23 protein-coding genes and 1 pseudogene are annotated in these 22,509 nt (G+C 70.4%); 16 read left to right on the plus strand and 8 right to left on the minus strand.

Annotated features, from left to right (window positions below; genetic code table 11):
* Positions 1-133 precede the first annotated feature (133 nt).
* The 6 genes and pseudogenes from purC to ACXYMW_RS01355 all read left to right on the plus strand — a co-directional run bounded on the left by purC (position 134) and on the right by ACXYMW_RS01355 (position 5,001).
* On the plus strand, positions 134-895 hold the full coding sequence (gene purC, locus ACXYMW_RS01330) for a phosphoribosylaminoimidazolesuccinocarboxamide synthase (RefSeq protein ID WP_459033477.1): 762 nt from the start codon (positions 134-136) through the stop codon (positions 893-895).
* 67 nt (positions 896-962) lie between these two features.
* Positions 963-1,193 (plus strand): phosphoribosylformylglycinamidine synthase subunit PurS, encoded by a 231-nt coding sequence (gene purS / locus ACXYMW_RS01335; RefSeq protein WP_459033478.1) that lies wholly within the window; start codon positions 963-965, stop codon positions 1,191-1,193.
* Positions 1,193-1,861 carry a phosphoribosylformylglycinamidine synthase subunit PurQ gene (gene purQ / locus ACXYMW_RS01340; protein WP_459033479.1) on the plus strand — a complete coding sequence of 223 codons (669 nt, stop codon included), beginning with the start codon at positions 1,193-1,195 and terminating at the stop codon, positions 1,859-1,861. The genes purS and purQ overlap by 1 nt, the downstream gene beginning before the upstream one ends.
* A gap of 1,134 nt (positions 1,862-2,995) precedes the next feature.
* A pseudogene (locus tag ACXYMW_RS01345) lies at positions 2,996-3,172 on the plus strand (histidine kinase dimerization/phospho-acceptor domain-containing protein); the annotation flags it as partial.
* The gene (locus ACXYMW_RS01350; protein ID WP_459033553.1) at positions 3,161-3,661 is read left to right on the plus strand and encodes a sensor histidine kinase; all 501 of its coding nucleotides are present in this window, start codon (positions 3,161-3,163) and stop codon (positions 3,659-3,661) included. The pseudogene ACXYMW_RS01345 and the gene ACXYMW_RS01350, both read left to right, overlap by 12 nt.
* A 5-nt stretch (positions 3,662-3,666) precedes the next feature.
* The gene (locus tag ACXYMW_RS01355; protein WP_459033480.1) at positions 3,667-5,001 is read left to right on the plus strand and encodes a sigma-54-dependent transcriptional regulator; all 1,335 of its coding nucleotides are present in this window, start codon (positions 3,667-3,669) and stop codon (positions 4,999-5,001) included.
* 125 nt (positions 5,002-5,126) lie between these two features.
* Here the strand turns inward: ACXYMW_RS01355 and ACXYMW_RS01360 are convergent, their stop codons facing one another.
* The 3 genes from ACXYMW_RS01360 to ACXYMW_RS01370 form a co-directional block, all read right to left on the minus strand.
* A complete protein-coding gene (locus ACXYMW_RS01360; RefSeq protein WP_459033554.1) occupies positions 5,127-5,837 on the minus strand; it encodes a hypothetical protein in 711 nt (236 codons plus the stop codon).
* 26 nt (positions 5,838-5,863) lie between these two features.
* Entirely contained in the window at positions 5,864-7,156 is a 1,293-nt protein-coding gene (gene serS / locus ACXYMW_RS01365; RefSeq protein WP_459033481.1) for a serine--tRNA ligase, read from the minus strand.
* A 69-nt stretch (positions 7,157-7,225) separates the two neighbouring features.
* A complete protein-coding gene (locus ACXYMW_RS01370) occupies positions 7,226-7,918 on the minus strand; it encodes a trypsin-like serine peptidase (protein WP_459033482.1) in 693 nt (230 codons plus the stop codon).
* A 143-nt stretch (positions 7,919-8,061) separates the two neighbouring features.
* On the opposite strand from ACXYMW_RS01370, the gene yajC reads away from it, so the two are divergent.
* The 9 genes from yajC (at position 8,062) to ACXYMW_RS01415 (ending at position 14,294) form a co-directional block, all read left to right on the plus strand.
* Positions 8,062-8,352: a preprotein translocase subunit YajC gene (gene yajC, locus ACXYMW_RS01375; protein ID WP_459033483.1), complete on the plus strand. Its 291-nt coding sequence runs from the start codon at positions 8,062-8,064 to the stop codon at positions 8,350-8,352.
* Positions 8,353-8,408: 56 nt separating this feature from the next.
* The gene (secD, locus tag ACXYMW_RS01380) at positions 8,409-10,079 is read left to right on the plus strand and encodes a protein translocase subunit SecD (RefSeq protein ID WP_459033484.1); all 1,671 of its coding nucleotides are present in this window, start codon (positions 8,409-8,411) and stop codon (positions 10,077-10,079) included.
* A 13-nt stretch (positions 10,080-10,092) separates the two neighbouring features.
* Positions 10,093-11,064: a protein translocase subunit SecF gene (secF, locus tag ACXYMW_RS01385; RefSeq protein ID WP_459033485.1), complete on the plus strand. Its 972-nt coding sequence runs from the start codon at positions 10,093-10,095 to the stop codon at positions 11,062-11,064.
* A 21-nt stretch (positions 11,065-11,085) separates the two neighbouring features.
* Positions 11,086-11,439 (plus strand): Mth938-like domain-containing protein, encoded by a 354-nt coding sequence (locus ACXYMW_RS01390; RefSeq protein WP_459033486.1) that lies wholly within the window; start codon positions 11,086-11,088, stop codon positions 11,437-11,439.
* A gap of 97 nt (positions 11,440-11,536) precedes the next feature.
* Positions 11,537-12,160 (plus strand): heme ABC exporter ATP-binding protein CcmA, encoded by a 624-nt coding sequence (ccmA, locus tag ACXYMW_RS01395; RefSeq protein WP_459033487.1) that lies wholly within the window; start codon positions 11,537-11,539, stop codon positions 12,158-12,160.
* Positions 12,157-12,813, plus strand: coding sequence for a heme exporter protein CcmB (ccmB, locus tag ACXYMW_RS01400; protein ID WP_459033488.1), 657 nt, complete (start codon positions 12,157-12,159; stop codon positions 12,811-12,813). The genes ccmA and ccmB overlap by 4 nt, the downstream gene beginning before the upstream one ends.
* A gap of 53 nt (positions 12,814-12,866) precedes the next feature.
* A complete protein-coding gene (ccmC, locus tag ACXYMW_RS01405; RefSeq protein WP_459033489.1) occupies positions 12,867-13,595 on the plus strand; it encodes a heme ABC transporter permease CcmC in 729 nt (242 codons plus the stop codon).
* A complete protein-coding gene (gene ccmD, locus ACXYMW_RS01410; protein ID WP_459033555.1) occupies positions 13,592-13,753 on the plus strand; it encodes a heme exporter protein CcmD in 162 nt (53 codons plus the stop codon). Before ccmC ends, ccmD begins: the two co-directional genes overlap by 4 nt.
* Positions 13,743-14,294, plus strand: a complete 552-nt coding sequence (locus ACXYMW_RS01415; protein ID WP_459033490.1) for a DsbE family thiol:disulfide interchange protein — start codon at positions 13,743-13,745, stop codon at positions 14,292-14,294. Before ccmD ends, ACXYMW_RS01415 begins: the two co-directional genes overlap by 11 nt.
* An 87-nt stretch (positions 14,295-14,381) precedes the next feature.
* On the opposite strand, the gene ACXYMW_RS01420 is transcribed toward ACXYMW_RS01415, so the two are convergent.
* The 4 genes from ACXYMW_RS01420 to acnA all read right to left on the minus strand — a co-directional run bounded on the left by ACXYMW_RS01420 (position 14,382) and on the right by acnA (position 20,625).
* Complete coding sequence (locus tag ACXYMW_RS01420) at positions 14,382-14,600, minus strand: hypothetical protein (RefSeq protein ID WP_459033491.1); 219 nt, start codon at positions 14,598-14,600, stop codon at positions 14,382-14,384.
* Between the two features lie 193 nt (positions 14,601-14,793).
* The gene (locus ACXYMW_RS01425) at positions 14,794-16,101 is read right to left on the minus strand and encodes a short-chain fatty acid transporter (RefSeq protein ID WP_459033492.1); all 1,308 of its coding nucleotides are present in this window, start codon (positions 16,099-16,101) and stop codon (positions 14,794-14,796) included.
* Positions 16,102-16,500: 399 nt separating this feature from the next.
* Complete coding sequence (locus ACXYMW_RS01430) at positions 16,501-17,619, minus strand: alkene reductase (RefSeq protein ID WP_459033493.1); 1,119 nt, start codon at positions 17,617-17,619, stop codon at positions 16,501-16,503.
* Between the two features lie 216 nt (positions 17,620-17,835).
* Positions 17,836-20,625 (minus strand): aconitate hydratase AcnA, encoded by a 2,790-nt coding sequence (gene acnA / locus ACXYMW_RS01435; RefSeq protein ID WP_459033494.1) that lies wholly within the window; start codon positions 20,623-20,625, stop codon positions 17,836-17,838.
* Between the two features lie 227 nt (positions 20,626-20,852).
* Between acnA and ACXYMW_RS01440 the strand changes: the two genes are divergently transcribed.
* Positions 20,853-21,548 (plus strand): DUF1223 domain-containing protein, encoded by a 696-nt coding sequence (locus tag ACXYMW_RS01440; protein ID WP_459033495.1) that lies wholly within the window; start codon positions 20,853-20,855, stop codon positions 21,546-21,548.
* Here ACXYMW_RS01440 and ACXYMW_RS01445 read toward each other — a convergent pair.
* Entirely contained in the window at positions 21,512-22,474 is a 963-nt protein-coding gene (locus tag ACXYMW_RS01445; RefSeq protein WP_459033496.1) for a lysophospholipid acyltransferase family protein, read from the minus strand. The two genes, ACXYMW_RS01440 and ACXYMW_RS01445, sit on opposite strands and share 37 nt — an antisense overlap.
* Positions 22,475-22,509: the final 35 nt, after the last annotated feature.

Here is a 22,509-nt window from a genome sequence, read left to right on the forward strand (position 1 = left end):
GGTCCGGGCAAGCGCCGCTTGCGGCGCCGGGCGGGGCCCGTGGTGCGGCGCTTGCGACCGAGGGGGGCTTGGACTAAAGGAGGCGTCAAACGGGCGCCCGGTTCGCGTCCGCATGTCTCAGGAAAGGTCCGCCATGGCACGGCGCAAGAAGATCTACGAGGGCAAGGCGAAGATCCTCTACGAAGGGCCCGAGCCCGGCACGCTGGTGCAGTATTTCAAGGACGACGCCACCGCCTTCAACGCGCAGAAAAAGGACGTGGTCGACGGCAAGGGGGTGCTGAACAACCGCCTGTCCGAGTTCTTCATGACCGGCCTCAAGAATATCGGCGTGCCGACGCATTTCATCCGACGGCTGAACATGCGCGAGCAGCTGGTGCGCTCCTGCGAGATCATCCCGCTCGAGGTGGTGGTGCGCAACATCGCCGCCGGCTCGCTGGCGCAGCGGCTGGGCATGGAGGAGGGCACGGCGCTGCCGCGCCCGATCGTCGAGTATTACTACAAGGACGACAAGCTCGGCGACCCGCTGGTCACCGAGGAGCACATCGCCGCCTTCGGCTGGGCCAGCCAGCAGGACATGGACGACATCCTGAGCCTGGCGCTCCGGGTCAACGACTTCCTGTCCGGGGTGATGATGGCGGTCGGCATCCGGCTGGTGGATTTCAAGATCGAGATCGGCCGGGTTTACGAGGGCGACTTCCAGCGCCTCGTCGTGGCCGACGAGATCTCGCCCGACAGCTGCCGGTTGTGGGATGCCGAGACCGGCCAGAAGCTCGACAAGGACGTGTTCCGGCGCGATCTGGGCTCGCTCTCGGACGCCTATACCGAGGTGGCGCGGCGGCTTGGCGTGATGCCGAAGAACGCCCATCCGGTGACCAAGCCGACGCTGATCAACTGACGCCGCCGGCGCCCCGCGGCGGGCGCCGGAAGCACGGAACATCTCTAACACACGGGGACGCGCGCGGATGAAGGCACGGGTGCATGTGATGCTGAAGGACGGGGTGCTGGACCCGCAGGGCGAGGCGATCCGTCACGCGCTGGGCGGGCTCGGCTTCGAGGGCGTCGAGGGCGTGCGGCAGGGCAAGGTGATCGAGCTCGACCTCGCACCCGGCACCAGCGAGGCGCGCATCGCCGAGATGTGCGAGAAGCTGCTCGCCAACACGGTGATCGAAAGCTACCGGATCGAGACCCTGTGATGCGCGCCGCGGTCCTGGTCTTTCCCGGCTCCAACTGCGACCGCGACCTGGCGGTGGCGCTCGAGGCCGCCGGCATCGAGACCCGCATGGTGTGGCACAAGGAGACGGCTTTGCCCGAGGGCATCGACCTCGTGGCGGTGCCGGGCGGGTTCTCCTACGGCGATTACCTGCGCTGCGGCGCCATCGCCGCGAATTCGCCGATCTGCCGCGCCGTGGCCGCCCATGCCGCGCGCGGCGGCTTCGTCCTCGGCATCTGCAACGGCTTCCAGATCCTGTGCGAGACCGGCCTCCTGCCGGGGGCGCTGCTGCGCAATGCCGGGCTGAAATACATCTGCCGCACGGTGCCGCTGGTCGTCGGCACCGCCGACAGCGTCTTCACCCGGGGCTATGCCGCCGGCGACACGCTGCGCATCCCGATCGCGCATCACGACGGCAATTACATCGCCGATGCCGAGACCCTGGCGCGGCTCGCCGGCGAGGACCGCATCGCCTTTACCTACGGCGAGAACCCGAACGGGTCGGTCAACGACATCGCCGGCATCCTGTCGGAGAACCGCCGGGTCCTCGGCATGATGCCGCATCCCGAGCGCGCCGCCGATGCCGGTCACGGCGGCACCGACGGACAGCGGCTTTTCGCGCATCTGGCCGAGGCCATGGCCACCGCCTGACTTGTTGCCGGGCGGTGGTGACATTAGGATCCGTGCATGTCGGAGGGTGACGCAACGGGGAGCGGGTCGCGGCGCAGCGGACCGCTCGGCTGGCGGGTACGGGCAGCGCTGATCGCGCTGTTCGTGGCGGCGCTGGCCACCCTCTGGGTCACCAATGCGCTGCTCACCGACCGCTTCACCGAGAGCACCCGCAACCGCGCCGAGCTGCGGCTGGCGCTGTATTCCGGCAACCTGCTCTCGGAGATCCGCCGCAACGCCATCGTGCCGCAGCTCCTGGCCCGCGACCCGGCGCTGATCTCGGCGCTGAACTCCGGCGATTACGTGCAGAGCTCGCAGCGCCTGATCTCCTACGTGGACGAGATCGGCGCCGCCTCGATCATGCTGCTCGACCGCGAGGGCCGCACGGTGGCCGCCACCGACCGCAACCGGCTGGGCGAACAGCACCGGCAGGCGCCCTATTTTGTCGACGCGATCCGCTCCAACGCCACCGTCTTCACCACCATCGAGCGCGAATCCGGCGGCTACCGCTTCACCTATTCGCGACGCCTGGAAGACCAGGGCACCGCCATCGGGGTGATCGTCGTCGAGGTCGACCTGGCCAAGTTCGAGCGCGCCTGGGCGGGGATCTCGGACGCCGTGCTGGTGACCGACAGCGAGGGCACGATCATCCTCGCCACCGAGCCGCGCTGGCGCGGGCTGAAGGTCGCCGACGCGCTCGACCGGCAATCCCCGGCGACCGCCATCGAACGCGCCATCCAGGCCACCACCGATTGGCGCGCGGTGCCTGCCGACGCCTACGTGCAGGGCGAGGCGGTGATGCGGGTCGAGGGCCGGATCCCGTTCCGCGGCTGGTCGATCGCCTCCTTCACCACCTATGCCAGCGTGCGCGAGCGGGTGAACGGCGTGCTGGCGCTGGAGATCATGGTCTTCGCGCTCTTGGCGGCGCTGGCCTTCTACGCGCTGAGCCGCAAGACCGCCCTGCGCATGGCGCTGTTCCAGCGCGAATCGGCGGAGCTGCGGCGCCTCAACGCCCGGCTGCAGCGCGAGATCGCGGCCCGCGAGCGGGTGCAGATGAACCTCGCCGTGGCCGAGCAGACGCTGGAGCAGAGCTCCAAGCTGGCCGCCCTGGGCGAGATGTCGGCGGCGGTCAGCCACGAGCTCAACCAGCCGCTGGCGGCGATGAAGACCTACCTTGCCGGGGCGCGGCTGCTGCTGCAAAGGAACCGCCCCGAGGAGGCGCAGGCCGCCTTCCACCGCATCGACGACCTGATCGAGCGCATGGGCGCGATCACCCGGCAGCTGAAATCCTACGCCCGCAAGGGGCAGGACCGGCTGTCGCCGGTCGATCTCGGCGAATCGCTGGCCTCGGCGCTGTCGATGATGGAGCCGCAGCTGAAATCGCGGAAGGTGCGCATCGACCGCATCCTGCCCGATCATCCGGTGCGGGTGATGGGCGACCGCACCCGCATCGAGCAGGTGCTGGTGAACCTCCTGCGCAACGCGCTCGACGCCACCAAGACGGTGCGCAACCCGCATATCGAGGTGCTGCTGGCCTCCGGCGACACCGCCATCCTGACGGTGCGCGACAACGGCCACGGCATCGAGGATCTGGAGGCGCTGTTCGAGCCCTTCTACACCACCAAGCAGCCCGGGGACGGGGTGGGGCTCGGCCTCGCCATTTCCTCGGGGATCGTGCACGATCTCGGCGGGCGCCTGACGGCACGGAACGCCGAGGATGGCGGCGCCGTTTTCGAAATGCAGCTGCCGATCCTGACCGAAGACCAACAAGCCGCGGAGTGAACGCGATGCCCAAGGCGATGAAGATCGCGATCGTCGATGACGAAAAGGACATGCGCCAGTCGATCAGCCAGTGGCTGGCGCTGTCGGGTTACGACACCGAGAGCTTTGCCAGCGCCGAGGAGGCGCTGGGATCGCTCGGGCCCGACTATCCCGGCATCGTCATCTCCGACATCAAGATGCCCGGCATGGACGGCATCTCCTTTTTGAAGAAGCTGATGGGCTTCGACAGTTCGCTGCCGGTGATCATGATCACCGGCCATGGCGACGTGCCGATGGCGGTCGAGGCGATGCGCATCGGCGCCTTCGACTTCCTCGAGAAGCCGTTCAACCCCGAGCGCATGTCGGAGCTGGCCAAGAAGGCCACCGCGGCGCGGCGGCTGACGCTCGACAACCGCATCCTGCGCAAGGAGCTGTCCGATGGCGGCCAGCTGATGCAGAAGCTGATCGGGCAATCCTCGGCCATGGAGCGGCTGCGCGAGGACATCCTCGATCTCGGCCAGGCCGACGGCCACGTGCTGATCGACGGCGAGACCGGCACCGGCAAGACGCTGGTGGCGCATGCCCTGCACGCGGTGGGCAGCCGCGCCGGCAAGAAGTTCGTGCTGCTGCCCTGCGCGGCGATGGACGAGCCGACGCTGATGAAGCGCATCTTCGGCCCGATGGAGCCCGACGACACGCAATTGCCGGCGGTCGAGGAGGCCCGCGGCGGCACCCTGGTGCTCGAGGACATCGAGGCGCTGTCGGACCAGGCGCAGGCGCGGCTCTTGTCGGTGATCAACGAGCAGGGCACGCCGCCCGAGACCCGGATCGTGGCGATCTGCAACCTCCAGGACGAGGGCAAGACCTGCGAGACGGCGATCCGCTCGGACCTGTTCTACCGGCTGGCGGCGCTCCGCATCACCGTGCCGCCGCTGCGCCAGCGCGGCGAGGACATCCTGACGCTGTTCACCCGCTTCTCCGAGCAATATGCCGACGAGTACGGCTGCGAGGCGCCGCAGGTCTCGGCCCAGGAGGCGGCGCAGCTGCTGCAGGCGCCGTGGCCCGGCAATGTGCGCCAGCTCATCAACCTGGCCGAACGCGCGACGCTGCAATCGCGCCGCGGCACCGGCACCATCGCCTCGCTGCTGATGAACGACCACGCCGAGATGAAGCCGGTGATGACCACCGAGGGCAAGCCGCTGAAGGAATATGTCGAGGCCTTCGAACGCATGCTGATCGACAACACGATGCGGCGCCACAAGGGCTCGATCGCGGCGGTGATGGAGGAGCTCTGCCTGCCGCGCCGGACGCTGAACGAGAAGATGGCGAAATACGGGCTGCAGCGCGCGGATTACCTCTAAGGGTGTAGGTGCGCGGGGCTGGCCGCCCGGCCTGCGGCCGGCCGGCGGGCGGGGGCGCTGCCCCCGCACCCCCGGGATATTTTGGCTCAGAAGAAGGCAGGGGCCGCGGTCCGCCTGGGCGGGGCTCAGGCCGCGTCGGTCGGGCGCAGGGCCAGGAGGGCGGCGATGCCGGCGGCGGCGAGGCCCGCCACCGGCCAGTTCGGCGGGCTGGCATTGGCGACGAGGATGCCGGCCAGCGCCCAGATCACCGCGATGCCGTATTCCGGGGCGCGCGACAGCCGGCGCTGCACCGCCAGCGCCAGGGCGAGGCCGCCGGCGATGGCGAGGAGCGCCGCCGGGGTTTCGGGCAGCAGGCCGTAGCCGGCGATCATCAGGCCCAGCGAGACCGCCGCGGCGGCGGTCAGCCAGCCGGCATAGAGCGCCACCGGCGCGGTCTGCCAGACCCGGTCGCGGCCGCCGGTGCGCCGCAAAGCCAGCAGCGCGGTGGCCAGCATGACGAGGATCAGCGCCGTGGCGGCCGGCACCGAGCGCGCCGCCAGCGGCAGCCAGAAGGCGCCGAGCCCGAGGCTGAGCGCCAGCCAGGGCCGGGCCGGCGTCCAGTCGGCATCGCCGGCGCGCCGCCACAGGCCGTAGCCGGTGCCGAGCAGGAGCCAGAGATAGATCAGCCCCCAGATCGCGAAGGCGTAGCCGGCCGGCTGCACCGGCGGGTCGGATTGCGGCACCGGGAACCGGTCGGCGGCAAAGCCCGCGAAGCCGCCGGTCAGGAGCGGCGCCGCGGCAAAGGCCAGCGCCGCGGCGAAGGCGGCGGCGGCTCCGGCGCGCGCCCGGCGCCCCAGAGGGGCCGGGTCGGGGCGGGCGGCGGTCAGACCAGCGCTCCCGCGGCGTCGAGCCGGGTGCGGCCGCCGAGCCAGGGATGCAGCGCCGCCGGAAGGGTGACCGAGCCGTCCGCCTCCTGGCCGTTCTCGAGGACCGCGATCAGGCAGCGCCCGACCGCCAGCCCGGATCCGTTCAGCGTGTGCAGCCAGTCCGGCTTGCCGCCGCCCGCCGGGCGGAAGCGGGCATTCATCCGCCGCGCCTGGAAGTCGCCGCAGACCGAGACCGAGGAGATCTCGCGGTAGGTGTCCTGGCCCGGCAGCCAGACCTCGATGTCATGCGTGCGCCGCGCTCCGAAGCCCATGTCGCCGGTGCAGAGCACCACGGTGCGGTAGGGCAGGCCGAGCCGTTCGAGGATGCCCTCGGCGCAGCCGGTCATGCGGTCGAGCTCGGACCGGCTGTGGTCGGGATGGGTGATCGAGACCATCTCGACCTTCTCGAACTGGTGCTGGCGCAGCATGCCGGCGGTGTCGCGGCCGGCCGAGCCGGCCTCGGAGCGGAAGCACTGGGTGTGGGCGACGTAGCGCCGCGGCAGGTAGCTCTCCTCGACCACCAGGTCGTTGACGATGTTGGTCAGCGTCACCTCGGCGGTGGGCACCAGCCAGCGGCCGTCGGTGGTCTGGTAGCTGTCCTCGCCGAATTTCGGCAGCTGGCCGGTGCCGCGCATCATCTCCTCGCGCACCAGGACCGGGGTCCAGGTCTCGGTCAGCCCGTTCTCGGCCACGTGGGTGTCGAGCATGAACTGCGCCAGCGCCCGGTGCAGCCGCGCCACGCCGCCCGAGAGCACCACGAAGCGCGAGCCGGCAAGCTTGGCGGCGGTCTCGAAATCCATGCCGTCGCGGACCGCGGCGAGCTCGTAATGCTCCTTCGGCCGGAAGTCGAATTCGCGCGGTTCGCCCCAGCGCCTGATCTCCACGTTGTCGGCCTCGTCGGCGCCGTCGGGGACGTCGTCATGCGGCAGGTTCGGCAGCCCCATCAGCATCTCGTCGAGCTGGGCGTCGCGCGCCTTGGCGCGGGCCTGCAGCGCCGCCACTTCGGCCTTCTTGTCGGCGACCAGGGCGCGCAGCCGCTCGAACTCGGCCTCGTCGCCGGCGGCCTTGGCGCGGCCGATTTCCTTGGCGGCGCGGTTCTGCTCGGCCTGGGCGGTCTCGGCCGCGTGGATGGCCTCGCGGCGTTCGGCATCGAGCGCCAGGATCGCCGCGGCGGCGGGCTCCGCACCGCGGCGGGCCAGCGCGGCGTCGAAGGCCTCGGGGGCCTCGCGGATGGCGCGGATGTCGTGCATCTGGGCGGTCTCCTTGGGTCTGGGGCAGGGTCCGGGGCCGGCGGCAAGCCGATTCCCGGGCCTTATGCCTCAATCCCCCGGGGGAGTGTAGGGCCGGGCGATCTCGGCCCGGACCCAGGCATCGACCGGCACGGCGAGGCTGGCGGCACCCTCGCGGGCGGAGATCACCGCGGCCACCTTGCGGGTTGCGCCGAACAGCGCCGGGCCGCCGGACTGGCCGTAATCGACCGGGCAATCGAGGCGCCAGACCCGCCCCGAGCCGCGGCGCCCGGCGGTGCCGCCGCATTCCTCGGTGAGCGCCAGGCGGTGCGGCCGGGCGCGGGCATAGCCGGCCAGCGCGAAGGGGCCGGCCGGGGAGGCGGCGCCGAGGTCGAGCGGCGTCACCGCCAGCGGCACGGCGAGATCGAGCAGCGCCAGGTCATGCGCCACGTCGATGCCGTCGGCGCCGATCGCCCGGGGATGCGGCCGCAGGGCGCGGATGCGCGACGCCCCGGCATGGCCGCGCCCGGTCCAGCCGGCCACGAAGACCATGTCGGCGCGCGGCTTCGGCGTGCCGTCGCGGTCGAGCACGCAATGCGCCGCGGTCAGAACCAAAGCCGGCGCCACCAGCGTGGCGGTGCACATGCCGCGGCTGCGGTAGCCGGCGATGTTTAGCCGCCCGACCGCCGGCAGAAGGGCCGCCGTGCCGACCTCTTCGGAGACCGCGGGCGGCGGCGGCGCGAGGGCCAGGAGCAGCAGGAGGGGGGCGAGGACGCGGCGCATCCGGGGAGTGTAGCGCGCGGCGGCTGCCGCGACGAGAGCGGTCGGCCCATGCGCTTGCATCGGCCCGAAGCCCGCCATAGGTTCCGCGCAAACCGCGACTGGGCCCTCCCGGTCCCCGACCGCCACCGACAAGGAGCCTGCCCATGGACGGCAACGCCATCGCCCAGTTCATCCCCCTGATCCTGATCTTCGCGATCATGTATTTCCTGCTGATCCGCCCGCAGCAGAAAAAGCTCAAGGATCATCAGAAGATGGTTCAGGCGCTGCGCCGGGGCGACCAGGTGGTGACGCAGGGCGGGATCATCGGCAAGGTGGTCAAGGTCAAGGAAGGCGAGCTCGACGTCGAGATCGCCGAGGGCGTGAAGGTCCGCGTGGTGCAGGCCACCATCGCCCAGGTCCTGTCGAAGAGCGAGCCGGCCAAGGCCGAAGCCTGAGCCGTCCCGGCGCTCGCCCGCGACCCGATCCACGCTGACTACGAGGCGCCCCGCTGATGCTGCAGATCGACACCTGGAAACGCGTCCTGATCTGGGCGGTGGTGCTCACCGGGCTGGTCCTGGCCCTGCCGAACCTGTTCTACGGCCGGGTCGAGAGCCGCAACGACGCGGTGATCGCCATCGAGCGCCAGGGCGAGACGCCCGAGCGCGCCGCCGCCGCGGCAAGCTGGCCCGGCTGGCTGCCCTCGGGGCTGGTCAATCTCGGGCTCGACCTGCGCGGCGGGGCGCATCTGCTGGCCGAGGTCCAGGTCGAGGACGTCTATGAGAGCCGGCTCGAGGCGCTCTGGCCGGAGATCCGCGACGCGCTGCGCCCGCTGCGCGACGAGATCGGCACCATCCGCCTGCAGGACGGCGCGCCGGGCGAGCTGCGGGTCGCGGTCTCGGAGCCCGAGGGCATGGCGGCGGCGCTCGCCGCGGTGCGCGACCTGGCGCGCCCGGTCAGCTCGACCGCGGCTCTGGCGCAGGGCGGCGCCAACGACATCGAGGTTGCGGGCGAGGGCCGCGAGATCGTCGTGCGGCTCTCCGAGGCCGAGCAGCGCGCGGTCGACGAGCGCACGCTGCAGCAGGCGCTGGAGATCATCCGCCGCCGCATCGACGAGGTCGGCACCCGCGAGCCCACGATCCAGCGCCAGGGCGGCGACCGCATCCTGATCCAGGTGCCGGGCATCGGCTCGGCGCAGGAGCTGAAGGACCTGATCGGCACCACCGCGCAGCTGACCTTCCAACCGGTTCTGGGCCGCGCCAGCGACGCCGAGGCGCAGCCCGGGCCCGGCGAGGAGGTGCTGCCGGCGATGGACGAGGAGGGCGTCTACTATACCCTCGAGACCGCGCCGGTGGTCACCGGCGAGGAGCTGGTCGACGCCCAGCCCTCGTTCGACCAGAACGGCCGGCCGGCGGTCAATTTCCGCTTCGACGCCACCGGCGCGCGCCGCTTCGGCGACTACACCGCGCAGAATATCGGCTCGCCCTTCGCCATCGTGCTCGACAACGAGGTGATCTCGGCCCCGGTGATCCAGAGCCACATTCCCGGCGGCTCGGGCATCATCACCGGCGACTTCAGCATCGAGGAATCGACCCAGCTCGCGGTGCTGCTGCGCGCCGGTGCGCTGCCCGCCGGGCTGACCTTCCTCGAGGAGCGGACCATCGGCCCGGAGCTCGGCGCCGACTCAATCGAGGCCGGCAAGCTCGCCACCGCGGTGGCCTTCGCGGCGGTGCTGGTCTTCATGGTGGCCTCCTACGGTCTCTTCGGCATCTTCGCCAACATCGCGCTGATCCTGAACATCTTCCTGCTGTTCGGGCTGCTGAGCCTGATCGGCGCCACGCTGACCCTGCCGGGCATCGCCGGCATCGTGCTCACTGTGGGCATGGCGGTGGACGCCAACGTGCTGGTCTTCGAACGCATCCGCGAGGAGCTGAAGACCGCGCGCGGACCGGCGCGGGCCATCGAGCTGGGCTACGAGAAGGCGCTGTCGGCTATCGTCGACGCCAACATCACCACGATCATCACCGCGATCATCCTCTTCGCCATGGGCTCGGGCCCGGTGCGCGGCTTCGCGATCACGCTGGGCTTCGGCATCTGCACCTCGGTCTTCACCGCGATCTTCGTCACGCGCCTGCTGATCACCATGTGGTTCGAGCGCCGCCGCCCGAAGACCATCACCGTTTGAGAAAGGCCGGACCATGCGCCTGAAACTTGTCCCCGCCGAGACGAACTGGGATTTCTTCTCGCGCTCCAAGCTGTGGCTCGGCATCTCCGCGGTGATGGTGGCGGTGGCGCTGGCCTCCTTCCTGCTGCAGGGACTGAATTTCGGCATCGACTTCCGCGGCGGCACCACGATCCGCACCGAGAGCGCCGAGCCGGTCGATGTCGGCGCCTACCGATCGGCGCTGAACGCGCTGGAGCTTGGCGACGTGGTGATCTCGGAGGTCTTCGACCCCTCCTTCGGCCCCGACAAGAACGTCGCCATGGTGCGCATCGCGCCGCAGGACGAGGCCGAAGCGGTGACCCCGGAGACCATCGAGCGGGTGCGCACGGCGCTGACCGAAGTGGCCCCCGACATCTCCTTCACCTCGGTGGAATCGGTCGGGCCCAAGGTCTCGGGCGAGCTGATCCAGACCGCGGTGATCGCCGTGGTCCTCGCCATCGCGGCGGTGCTGATCTATATCTGGCTGCGCTTCGAATGGCAGTTCGCGGTCGGCGCGGTGGCGGCGCTGGTGCACGACGTGGTGCTGACCATCGGCATCTTCTCGGAGCTGCAGATCCGCTTCGACCTGGCCATCATCGCCGCGCTGCTGACCATCGTCGGCTATTCGCTGAACGACACCGTGGTGGTCTTCGACCGGGTGCGCGAGAACCTGATCCGGTTCAAGAAGCGCCCGCTCAAGGAGGTGCTGAACCTGTCGATCAACGAGACGCTGAGCCGCACGCTGATGACCTCGATCACCACGCTGATCGCGCTGGCGGCGCTCTTCGTGCTCGGCGGCGACGTCATCCGGGGCTTTGTCTTTGCGATGATCTGGGGCATCTTCGTGGGCACCTATTCGTCGATCTTCGTGGCCTCGGCGATCCTGCACCGGCTCGGCGTCAAGCGCGACTGGTCGAAGCCCGAGGACGGCGCCGGCGGCACGCAATTCGCCAACGTGGATGCCTGAGGCGCGCCAGGGAGGGCCGGCATGCGGCTGAACGAGATCACCTATACCGACGCGCAGCCGGTGGACGGCTACGGGCCGGGCTTCTTCCGCATCGGCGGCACGCTGCGCGAGGGCGCGCTGCTGCTGTCGGGGCAGGGCACCCGGGCCTGGGGCGGCTATGACGACGCCGCGGCGCTGCTGGCCTTGGCCGGCGAGGTCGACGTGCTGTTCGTGGGCACCGGGGCCGAGACGGCGCATCTGCCGGCCGGGCTGCGCGGCGAACTTGAGGCGGCGGGGCTCGGCGTGGAGGTGATGAACTCGCCGGCCGCCTGCCGCACCTACAACGTTCTGTTGTCGGAGGGCCGGCGCGTGGCGCTGGCCGTGCTGCCGGTCTGAACCGGACGAAGGCGATCCGGCCGGCGGCGATCCGGCGGAGCGCGCTGGCGCGCGCGCTGCTCTGGCCGTCCGGTCCTGCGGACCGGCCGGCGGCGCGATGACCGGCGCGCCGCTTCTGTCCCTGACCGGGCTCTCGGTGGCGCGCGGTGGCGTGCCGGTGCTCGACGGCGTGTCGCTGGCGCTGGCGGCCGGCGAGGCGGTGGTGCTGCGCGGGCCCAACGGCGCCGGCAAGACCACGCTGCTGCGTTGCGTGGCGGGGCTGGCGCCGCCGCTTGCCGGCCGCGTCGCGGGCGGCGAGGGCGTCGCCTATGCCGGCCATGCCGACGGCATCAAGGCGACGCTGACGGTGACCGAGAACCTGCGCTTCTGGGCCGCGGCCTTCGGCGCCGGCGGGATCGACCGCGCGCTGCGCGACTTCGCCCTCGACGACCTCGCCGACCGGCCCGCCGGCACCTTGTCGGCGGGCCAGGCGCGGCGGCTGGGGCTGGCCCGCCTGCTGGTCACCGGGCGGCCGGTCTGGGCCCTCGACGAGCCCACCGTGTCGCTCGACCGGGCCTCGGTGGCGCTCTTCGCCGCGGCGGTCGGCCGCCACCTGGCCGAGGGCGGTGCGGCGCTCATCGCCACCCATATCGACCTGGGCCTGGCCACCGCGCGCGAGCTCGACGTGACCGGCTTCCGGGCACGGCCGCAACTGGCGCGGGCCGACGAGGCCTTCCTGTGATCGCGCTCCTCGTGCGCGATCTGCGGCTGGCGGTGCGGGCCGGCGGCGGCTTCGGGCTGGGCCTGGCCTTCTTCCTGGTGGTGACGGTGCTGGTGCCGCTGGGCGTGGGGCCCGAAACCGGGCTGCTGGCGCGGATCGCCCCCGGCATCCTGTGGATCGGCGCGCTCCTGGCCTGCCTGCTGTCGCTCGACCGGATCTTCGCGCTCGACCGCGAGGACGGGGCGCTGGAGCTGCTGGCCACCGCGCCCTTGCCGATGGAGGGGCTGGTGACGGTGAAGGCGGCGGCGCATTGGCTGACCACCGGCCTGCCGCTGGTGCTGGCGGCGCCGGCGCTCGGGGTGCTCCTGAACCTGCCGGGGCCGGGCTATGTCTGGCTCTTCGTCTCGCTGCTCCTCGGCACCCCGGCGCTGTCGGTGATCGGCACCTTCGGCGCGGCGCTGACCGTGGGCCTGAAGCGCGGCGGGCTGCTGCTGTCGCTGCTCGTCCTGCCGCTCTACGTGCCGACGCTGGTCTTCGGCTCGGAGGTCGCGCGACGCGGTGCCGCGGGACTGGCCCTCGAGACCCCGCTTATGCTGCTGGCCGGGATCAGCCTGGGGGCGCTGGCGCTCCTGCCCTTCGCCTCGGCCGCGGTGCTGCGGATCAACCTGCGCTGAGTCCCGCACAGATGTGAATTGAAGCCGCCGCGGCGGCAGCTTAGGAGGCAGGCATGTCGCTGTGGGATTACGCCAACCCGGTCAGGTTCATCCGCGTGACCGACCGCCTGCTGCCGCCGCTGGCCGTGCTGGCGGCGCTCTGCCTCGCGGTGGGCTTGGTCTGGGGGTTCTTCTTCACCCCCGACGATTACCGGCAGGGCTCCACGGTGAAGATCATCTACCTGCACGTGCCGGCGGCGCTGATGGCGATCAATGCCTGGCTGATGATGCTGGTGGCCTCGCTGATCTGGATCGTGCGCCGGCACCACGTTTCGGCGCTGGCGGCGCGCGCCGCGGCGCCGGTCGGGGCGGTGGTGACGGTGATCGCGCTGGCCACCGGGGCGATCTGGGGCCAGCCGATGTGGGGCACCTGGTGGGCCTGGGATCCGCGCCTGACCTCGTTCCTGATCCTGTTCCTGTTCTATCTCGGCTACTCGGCGCTCTGGGCGGCGATCGAGAACGACGACACCGCCGCCGACCTGACCTCGATCCTCTGCCTCGTGGGCTCGGTCTTCGCGCTGCTGTCGCGCTACGCGGTGCTGTTCTGGAACCAGGGCCTGCACCAGGGCGCGTCGCTGTCGCTCGACGCCGAGGAGAACGTGGCCGACGTCTTCTGGCTGCCGCTGCTGGTCTGCATGGCGGGCTTCGTGCTGCTCTTCGTGGCGCTGGTGCTGCTGCGCACCCGGACCGAGATCCGGGCGCGGCGGATGCGGGCGCTGATCGCCCGGGAAAGGATGGCCTGATGCCGGATCTGGGGAAATACGCCGAGGCGGTGCTGTCGGCCTACGCGGTGTCGCTGGGGCTCCTGGCGGCGCTGGTGGCGGTCAGCCTGTGGCGCTCGCGCCGGGTGCGCGAGGCGCTCGAGAAGGTCGAGGGACGGAGGATGCGCGATGGCGCTTAGGCCGCTGATGATCCTGCCGCCGGTGATCTTCGCGGGATTCGCGGCGCTGGCCTATTTCGGCATGTATCGCGACGATCCGCAGGGCCTGCCCTCGACGCGCATCGGCCAGGCGACGCCGCCGATCACCGAGCAGGCGCTGCCGGGCTACCCGGCGCTCGACCCGGAGATCTTCGGCAGCGGCGAGGTCGTGCTGGTGAACTTCTGGGCCAGCTGGTGCCCGCCCTGCCGGGCCGAGCATCCGACCCTTCTGGAGATGCAGGCGGACGGGCTGCGCCTCGTCGGCGTGAACTTCCGCGACCAGGAGGCGCCGGCGCGGGCCTATCTCGAGGACGAACGGTCGCCCTTCGTGGCGGTGCCCTTCGATCCCAAGGGCCGCACCGCGATCGACTGGGGGGTGACCGCGCCGCCCGAGACCTTCATCGTCGGGGCCGACGGCACGGTGCGCTTCCGCTTCCAGGGTCCGCTGGTCGGGTCGGATTACGAGCGGCGCTTCCTGCCGGCGCTCGAGGCGGCGCTGGCCGAGGCCGGGCCCACCGGTTGACCGCGCCGCCGGACATGCGAACGCCCGCCGGAACCGGCGGGCGGGCAGGGCCGTGACGGGGGCTGCGCCCCCCTGCGTGCCGCGGCGCTAGTGCACCTGCGCCGTGCTGTCGCGCGGCAGGGCGGTGTTCGGCAGGGCGGTGTTCGGCAGGCCGGTCTGCCGCGACGGCTGGGCGCAGCGGTCCTGGCTCAGCGCCAGACAGGCGGGATCGGCCGCCGTCTTGGCCGGCGTGAGGCCGGCGGCATGGGCTCCGAACACGGTGAGCACCGCCAGTGCGGCGGCCTGTAGGAGGGTGACGACTTTCATTCCGCGGCGTTTCTTCTGCATCTCTCGACTGCCCGTCAGATGGTTCTTGTTATGCGACGTTTGTAGCGGTGAGATGACGCAGGCGGGGCTCACCGTTTCGTGACGGGCGGTTTGCCGCGCATCGCCCGCCCCCGGCTGCCGCGGAGGCGGGCGGACCTGGCGCAACTGCCTGCCGTTTGGGCATATCGCGCGCTCAGAGAAAGGTCAGGCCGAGCGCGATGATCAGGCCCGACAGGATCAGGTGCACGGTGCAGAAGCCCATGATGTCCTTGGCCCGGAGCCCGGCAATGCCGAGGATCGGCAGCGCCCAGAAGGGCTGCACCATGTTGGTCCAGGCATCGCCCCAGGCCACCGCCATGGCGGCGCGCGCCTGATCGAGGCCGAGCGCTTCGGCGGCGGGCATGATCACCGGGGCCTGCACCGCCCACTGGCCGCCGCCCGAGGGCACGAAGAAGTTCACCAGCCCGGCCGACAGGAAGGTCCAGAACGGCAGGGTCGCGGCGCTGGCCAGACCCACCAGCCCCTCGGAGACCGTCGCGGCGAGGCCGGACTCGACCATGATCGCCATGATCCCGGCATAGAACGGGAACTGGATGACGATGCCGGCGCCGCCCTTCACCGCCTGATGCAGCGCCCGGAGCAGGTTGGCCGGGGTGCCGTGAAGCAGGATGGCGAGCGTCAGGAAGAGGAAGTTAATGACGTTGAGCGACAGCCCGCCCCCGGCGGCGAAATGCTGGATGAGCCAGGCCGCGCCGGCGGCGCCGATCAGCCAGGACAGCGCGCGGCTGTTCTCGATCCGCTCGGCCGGGGTGCCGGGGCGGGTCTCGCCTGCGTCGCCCTCGTTCAGGAGCGCCCGGTCGATCAGCACGCGGTCGGCGTCCTTCGGCATCATCGCTCGGTTGATGAAGGGCACCGCGACGAAAAGCGCGGCCACGATGGCGAGGTTGTAGAACGAGAAGATCGTCTCGCCCGTCGGGATCACGCCGATCTGGTCGGCGAAGGGGTGGTCCTCGGTGGCGATGGAGAGCGGGATCGACCCGGCCAGCCCGCCATGCCAGACGATGAAGCCGGAATAGGCCGAGGCGACCAGCAGCCGGTAGTCGACCTCGACCTTGCGGGCCAGTTCCTTGGCGAAGAGCGCGCCGACGACAAGGCCGAACCCCCAGTTGATCCAAGAGGCCAGCAGCGAGACCACGGAGACCAGCAGGATGGCGCCGCCGGCGCTTTTCGCGGTGTCGGCCAGGGCGGCCAGGCCCCGGCGCACCAGCGGCGTGGAGGCCATCATGTAGCCGGTGACGAGCACCAGCAACATCTGCATGGAGAATTGCAGCAGCGACCAGAAGCCGTCGCCCCACATCCCCACCACGGCGAGCGGGCCGGTGCCCTCGACCAGCATCGCGGCCAACGCCGCGATCAGCGTCAGCACAAGGACGAAGACGAAGGGATCGGGCAGGTAACGGTCCATGATCCGCACCAGCGGACGGGACAGGACGTTCAGCATGGGACTCCTCCTTTTTCCGTTTCGGCGATGACCTAGCGGAAGTCGCGGCGAGGGAAAACCGGAGGGCCTGCACGGCGAATGTGCGGCTGCGCGGGACCGGGGGACCGATGCCGGGCCAACAGCGGCGTCAGGGGGCCGGCAGGGAGCCACGCCGTTCCGGGCTGGCCGGGTCCGGACCTCCGTCGGAGGGGCCGGGCCGGAGCGGGGCGGTGCCGCGTCGCTCGATGGCGCCGGTGGCGGGGCGGCGGCGGGAAGGGGGCCGCCGCTTGCGCCCCCCGGCACGAAAAAGGACCGGCCCCGAGGGGGGCCGGTCCGCACTGGCAACCACGCGGCGGCGTCCGCGGGCCTCACCGGCCCCTGGCGTCGCCGCGATCCGAACTCGCAACCATTCGCGGCCGGTCAGGCGGCCTTGTCGGCTTCGTCCTGCACCGGGCCGTCGAGATAGGGATAGTCGATGTACCCCTCGGCGCCGCCGCCGTAGAAGGTGTCCTGGTCGCCCTCGTTGAGCGGGGCGTTCAGGCGCAGGCGCTTCGGCAGGTCGGGGTTGGCGATGAACGGCCGCCCGAAGGTGACGGCGTCGGCATGGCCTTCGGCGACCGCCCGGGCGGCGCTGTCGCCGTCATAGCCGCCGTTGACGATGGTGAAGCCCGACCACTTGGCGCGCAGGCGCTTCATGATCTCCACCTGCTCGGCGGTGGTTTCGGCGCCCGGCGCTTGCTCGACGAGGTGCAGGTAGCCCAGCCCCTTGCCGTCCAGCCGCGCGATGACGGTGCCGAAATTGGTTTCCGGATCGCTGTCCGAGACGCCGTTGAACTGACCCAGCGGCGACAGGCGCACGCCGATGCGGCCGCGCGGCCAGATCCCGGAGACGGCGTCGATCACCTCCTCGAGAAAGCGCATGCGGTTCCCGACCGAGCCGCCATAGGCGTCGCTGCGGTCGTTCACGCCGTCCATCAGGAACTGCTCCAGCAGGTAGCCGTTGGCGGCGTGGATCTCGACGCCGTCGAAGCCTGCCGCCTTGGCGGCCTTCGCGGCGGTGACGAAATCGGCCACGGTCTGGCGGATGTCGTCCTCGGTCATCGCCACCGGGGTCGAGGTCGGCTCGAAGCCCTGATGGGTGAAGGTGTGCGCCTCGGCGGCCTCGCCGGTCGGGCCGTACGGGCTGCGGCCCTCGGGCAGCAGCGAGGTGTGGCTGATGCGGCCGACATGCCAGAGCTGCGCGAAGATGCGCCCGCCGCCGGCATGCACCGCGTCGGTGATCTTCTTCCAGCCGGCGACATGGGCGTCGGTGTAGATGCCCGGCGTCTTGATGTAGCCCTTGCCCATGTCGGAGATCTGCACGCCCTCGCTGACGATCAGGCCGGCCGAGGCGCGCTGGCCGTAATAGGTCTCGGCCATCTCTGCCGGGGTGCCGTCGTCATGGGCGCGGTTGCGGGTCAGCGGCGCCATCAGGACGCGGTTGGGCAGCGTCAGGTCGCCCAGGCGCGCGGGTTGGAAAAGGGTGCTGCGGTCGGTCATGTCTGCCTCCTTGCCTCGATGAGCGTTCGACCGCTGCATTTAGGGACATGTGGCGGCGAGGTCGTCCCGCATGGGCGCACAGCGGGTGTGACCGCTCTCGCAGGCATGTGATGGAACCCACGGGGCCGGGCCCGATCCGCGATCGGCCCGTCGGAACGCAAAGGGCCGGCACCCGAAAGTGCCGGCCCCGATAGCCTCACGCCGCGCTGGTGCGGATCACGCCGCTTTGGCGAGGTGGCGCAGCACGTAGTGCAGCACGCCGCCATGCTTGACGTAATCGACCTCGATGGCGGTATCGATCCGGCACTTGAGGGTGATCTCCTTCTTGGTGCCGTCCTCGTAGGTGATCTTGCAGGGCACTTCGGCGCCCGGCATGACATCGTCGAGACCGTGGATCGACACCGTCTCCTTGCCGGTGATGTTCAGCGACTTGCGGGTGTCGCCGCCGGTGAACTCGAAGGGGATGACCCCGAAACCCACCAGGTTGGAGCGGTGGATACGCTCGAAGCTCTCGGCGATCACCGCCTTGACGCCCAGCAGCGCCGTGCCCTTGGCCGCCCAGTCGCGGCTGGAGCCGGCACCGTACTGTTCGCCGCCGAAGATGACGAGCGGGGTGCCCTGGTCCTGATAGGCCATCGCGGCGTCGTAGATCGACGTCTGGTTGCCTTCGGGATCGAGCGTGTAGCCGCCCTCGACGCCGTCCAGCATCTCGTTCTTGATGCGGATGTTGGCGAAGGTGCCGCGCATCATCACCTCGTGGTTGCCGCGGCGCGCGCCGTAGGAGTTGAACTCCCGCACCGGCACCTGGCGTTCGACCAGGTACTGGCCGGCCGGGGTGGTCTCCTTGAAGGAGCCGGCGGGCGAGATGTGGTCGGTGGTGATCATGTCGCCGAGGATGGCGAGGACGCGGGCGCCCTCGACATTGTGGATCTCGCCCGGCTCCGGGTCCATGCCCTGGAAATAGGGCGGGTTCTGGACGTAGGTCGAGGTCGAGGGCCAGTCATAGGTCTCGGCATCGGTGGTCTCGACCGCCTGCCACTTCTCGTCGCCCTTGAAGACGTCGGCATACTTCTCCTGGAAGCTCTCGCGCGTCACGGTCTTCTCGACCAGCTCGGCGATCTCGGCCTGGGTCGGCCAGATGTCCTTCAGGAAGACGTCGTTGCCGTCCTTGTCCTGGCCGATCGGGTCGTTGGCGATGTCGACGTTCATGTCGCCGACCAGCGCATAGGCCACGACCAGCGGCGGCGAGGCCAGGTAGTTGGCGCGGACATCCGGGGAGATCCGGCCCTCGAAGTTGCGGTTGCCCGACAGGACCGAGGTGGCGATCAGGTCGTTGTCGTTGACGCACTTGGAGATCTCCGGCGCCAGCGGGCCGGAATTGCCGATGCAGGTGGTGCAGCCATAGCCCACGAGGTTGAAGCCGATGGCGTCGAGGTCGTCCTGCAGGCCGGCGGCCTCGAGATAGGCCGAGACGACCTGCGAGCCCGGCGCCAGCGAGGTCTTCACCCACGGCTTGCGGTCGAGGCCGAGGGCGCGCGCCTTCTTGGCGACGAGACCGGCACCGATCATCACGTAGGGGTTCGAGGTGTTGGTGCAGGACGTGATCGAGGCGATCACCACCGAGCCGTCATGCAGCTGGAACTCGACCTCCTCGCCGTCGATGTCCTTCATCTTGACGAAGCCGCGCTTGTGGCTGCCGGTGTCGCCGGGGATCTTCTTCGGCTCGGGCTGGCCGCCTTCGCCTTCCCAGCGCACATCCGCCTGAGCGCTTTCCTTGGCGCCGTCGCGCTGGCCGTCGACATAGGCGTGGAAGGTCTTCGCCGCCTCCTCGAGGTTGACGTGGTCCTGCGGCCGCTTGGGGCCGGAGATCGCCGGCTTCACGGTGCCCATGTCGAGCTCGAGCGTGTCGGTGAAGACCGGCTCGGCGCCCGGCTCGCGCCACATGCCCTGTTCCTTGGCATAGGCCTCGACCAGCGCGATGCGGTCCTCGGCCCGGCCGGTGGTGCGCAGGTAGCGCAGGGTCTCGTCGTCGATCGGGAAGAAGGCGCAGGTGGCGCCAAACTCGGGGGACATGTTGCCGATGGTGGCGCGGTCGGCCAGCGTCACGTTGTCGAGCCCGTCGCCGTAGAATTCGACGAACTTGCCGACCACGCCCTTGTCGCGCAGCATCTTGGTGACGCGCAGCACGAGGTCGGTGGCGGTGGTGCCCTCGACCATCTCGCCGGTCAGCTTGAAGCCGATGACCTCGGGGATCAGCATGGAGATCGGCTGGCCCAGCATCGCCGCCTCGGCCTCGATGCCGCCGACGCCCCAGCCCAGCACGGCGGCGCCGTTGACCATGGTGGTGTGGCTGTCGGTGCCGACGAGGGTGTCGGGATAGGCCACCGTCTCGCCGTTCTGGTCGGTGTCGGTCCAGACCGTCTGGGCGAGGTATTCGAGGTTCACCTGGTGGCAGATGCCGGTGCCCGGCGGCACCACGCGGAAGTTGTTGAACGCCTTCTGGCCCCACTTGAGGAAGGTGTAGCGCTCGATGTTGCGCTCGTATTCGCGGTCGACGTTCATCTGGAAGGCGCGCGGGTTGCCGAACTCGTCGATCATCACCGAATGGTCGATGACCAGATCGACCGGGTTCAGCGGGTTGATCTTCTGGGGATCGCCGCCGAGCGCCTTGATGCCGTCGCGCATCGCCGCAAGGTCGACCACCGCCGGCACGCCGGTGAAGTCCTGCATCAGCACGCGGGCCGGGCGGTAGGCCAGTTCGCGGTTGCCCCGGCCGCCATTCGCGGCCCATTCGGAGAAGGCCTTGATGTCGTCGGTGACGACGGTGTTGCCGTCCTCGAACCGCAGCATGTTCTCAAGCACCACCTTGAGCGATTTCGGCAGGCGCGAGAAATCGCCCAGGCCGGCCTCCTGCGCCGCGGCAATCGAGTAATAGGAGACGGTCTGGCCGTCTGCGGACAGCGACCTGCGCGTCTTCGACGTGTCCTGGCCAACGGTAATGGGCATGAATAGCCTCCTTGAAATAGTGCTGGGACAGCGGGGCGAAACTTGCAGCGTGTCTGCCCCGGACCGGGCCGCGGTTCAAGGCCCTTGCGGCGCGTTGTATACCGTGGTGCACAATTCACGGCAAGCGGCTTTCCGATCACGGTGCCGCGCTCTCGCAAAACCTTGATTGGCTTCATTTGTATGCATTGGGGTATCGCTGGAGTCCGGAACAGCCGCCGGAGTTTCCCATGTTGCGTCCCCTTGCCCTGTGCTGCGGTCTGACGGGCGCGCTGCTCGGCCAGCCGGTGCTGGGGGATCCTCCGGTGGTGGTGGAGCTGTTCACCTCGCAGGGCTGTTCCTCCTGCCCGCCGGCCGATGCATTGCTGGCCGAGCTGGCGCAGCGCGACGATGTCATCGCGCTGGCGCTGCACGTCGATTACTGGGACTATATCGGCTGGAAGGACAGCTTCGCCCAGCCGCGCTTCACCGCCCGCCAGAAGGGCTATGCCCGATCCGAGGACCGGGTCTCGATCTACACCCCGCAGATGGTCGTCGAGGGCCAGCACGACGTCGTCGGCAACCGTGCCAAGGACGTGGCGGCGCTGATCGCCGAGCACGCGGCGCGCGAAAGCCCGGTCTCGCTGGCGATCGCCCGCGAGGCCGACATGCTGGCCATCGCCGCCGAGACCGGCGCCGCGGTCGGACCGGCGGTGATCTACCTCGTGCGCTATTCCGACCAGGAATCGGTGCAGGTGCGCCGGGGCGAGAATGCCGGCAAGCGCCTGACCTACAGTCACGTCGTCACCGACTGGGACATCGTCGGGCGCTGGGACGGGGTGTCGGAGTTCCGCGAGCGCGTGCCGCTGGAGGGCGACGCGCCCGCCGTGGTGATGGTGCAGGGCGAGGATTACGGGCCGATCTTCGCCGCCGCGCGCTTGCGCTGACGCTTGGCCTGGCGGTCCGGCTTCCAGCGCCGGTGCACCCAGAACCACTGCGCCGGATCGGCCTCGATGCGCGCCTCCAGTCGGCGCGTCGCCTCGCGCATCATCTCCACCGGCTCGCCATGCGGGATCGGTGCCTCGAACACCGCCTCGAAGCGTACCCCGTCGGGCTGCCGGATGCCGAAGAACGGCACCATCAGCGCGCCGGTGCGCAGCGCGATCTCGGCCGCCGAGGTCAGCGTCGGTGCCGGGCGGCCGAGAAAGTCGATGGGCACGCCCTTGCCGGCATAGAGGTCGAAGAGCAGCACCATGGCGCCGCCCTCGGAGAGGTGGCGCACCAGCCCCATCGTGCCGCGCCGCCCCTGGGCGAAGACCGGCCCCGAGAGCCGGTGCATGTTCTCGGCGTAATGGGCGTTGAAATAGGGGTTGGACATCGGCCGGTAGAGGCCGCCGATCTGCCAGCCGCGGGCCACCAGCGCGGCGCGCGGGGCTTCGAAATTGCCGTAATGGGCGGTGACGAAGAGGATCGGCCGGCCGGCGGCGCGGGCGGCCTCGATCTCGGCCAGCCCGTCGCCCGAGATCCGGGCCCCGGCCATGCGGTCGCGCAGGCCCTCGATGTCGTAATTCTCGATCATCGTGCGGCCGAAATTGTCCGCCACGCGCTCGGCGATGCGGCGCCGCTCGGCGAGCGGCATGTCGGGCCAGACATGGGCGAGGTTGTCGAGCGCGCGCTGGCGGTAGCCCGCCAGCGGCGCCACCAGCCGCGCCATCGCCGCCCCCATGAGACGCAGCCGGAGCCGCAGGGGCAGGGCGCGCAGCGCCCCGATCAGCCCGCGCGCTGCGAGGTCGACGGCGCGGTCGCGCCAGCCGCCTGCCTCCGCCGTGCCGGCCCGGCCCGTCCGGGCCCGGCCGTTCCTGCCCTGTGCCACCCGTTGCCCCCTTGTCCTCGACCCCGCGGGGATAG

The sequence above is a fragment of the Roseivivax sp. CAU 1761 genome, assembly GCF_054482755.1.

Coding starts and splice junctions, on each gene's coding strand:
- purQ (WP_459033479.1), top strand. CDS start 1,193: ATGCGCGCCGCGGTCCTGGTCTTTCCCGGCTCCAACTGCGACCGCGAC.
- yajC (WP_459033483.1), top strand. CDS start 8,062: ATGGACGGCAACGCCATCGCCCAGTTCATCCCCCTGATCCTGATCTTC.
- serS (WP_459033481.1), bottom strand. CDS start 7,156: ATGCACGACATCCGCGCCATCCGCGAGGCCCCCGAGGCCTTCGACGCC.
- ccmA (WP_459033487.1), top strand. CDS start 11,537: ATGACCGGCGCGCCGCTTCTGTCCCTGACCGGGCTCTCGGTGGCGCGC.
- ACXYMW_RS01355 (WP_459033480.1), top strand. CDS start 3,667: ATGCCCAAGGCGATGAAGATCGCGATCGTCGATGACGAAAAGGACATG.
- secD (WP_459033484.1), top strand. CDS start 8,409: ATGCTGCAGATCGACACCTGGAAACGCGTCCTGATCTGGGCGGTGGTG.
- ACXYMW_RS01370 (WP_459033482.1), bottom strand. CDS start 7,918: ATGCGCCGCGTCCTCGCCCCCCTCCTGCTGCTCCTGGCCCTCGCGCCG.
- ACXYMW_RS01420 (WP_459033491.1), bottom strand. CDS start 14,600: ATGAAAGTCGTCACCCTCCTACAGGCCGCCGCACTGGCGGTGCTCACC.
- purC (WP_459033477.1), top strand. CDS start 134: ATGGCACGGCGCAAGAAGATCTACGAGGGCAAGGCGAAGATCCTCTAC.
- ACXYMW_RS01390 (WP_459033486.1), top strand. CDS start 11,086: ATGCGGCTGAACGAGATCACCTATACCGACGCGCAGCCGGTGGACGGC.
- purS (WP_459033478.1), top strand. CDS start 963: ATGAAGGCACGGGTGCATGTGATGCTGAAGGACGGGGTGCTGGACCCG.
- ACXYMW_RS01430 (WP_459033493.1), bottom strand. CDS start 17,619: ATGACCGACCGCAGCACCCTTTTCCAACCCGCGCGCCTGGGCGACCTG.
- ccmC (WP_459033489.1), top strand. CDS start 12,867: ATGTCGCTGTGGGATTACGCCAACCCGGTCAGGTTCATCCGCGTGACC.
- ACXYMW_RS01415 (WP_459033490.1), top strand. CDS start 13,743: ATGGCGCTTAGGCCGCTGATGATCCTGCCGCCGGTGATCTTCGCGGGA.
- ACXYMW_RS01440 (WP_459033495.1), top strand. CDS start 20,853: ATGTTGCGTCCCCTTGCCCTGTGCTGCGGTCTGACGGGCGCGCTGCTC.
- ACXYMW_RS01425 (WP_459033492.1), bottom strand. CDS start 16,101: ATGCTGAACGTCCTGTCCCGTCCGCTGGTGCGGATCATGGACCGTTAC.
- secF (WP_459033485.1), top strand. CDS start 10,093: ATGCGCCTGAAACTTGTCCCCGCCGAGACGAACTGGGATTTCTTCTCG.
- acnA (WP_459033494.1), bottom strand. CDS start 20,625: ATGCCCATTACCGTTGGCCAGGACACGTCGAAGACGCGCAGGTCGCTG.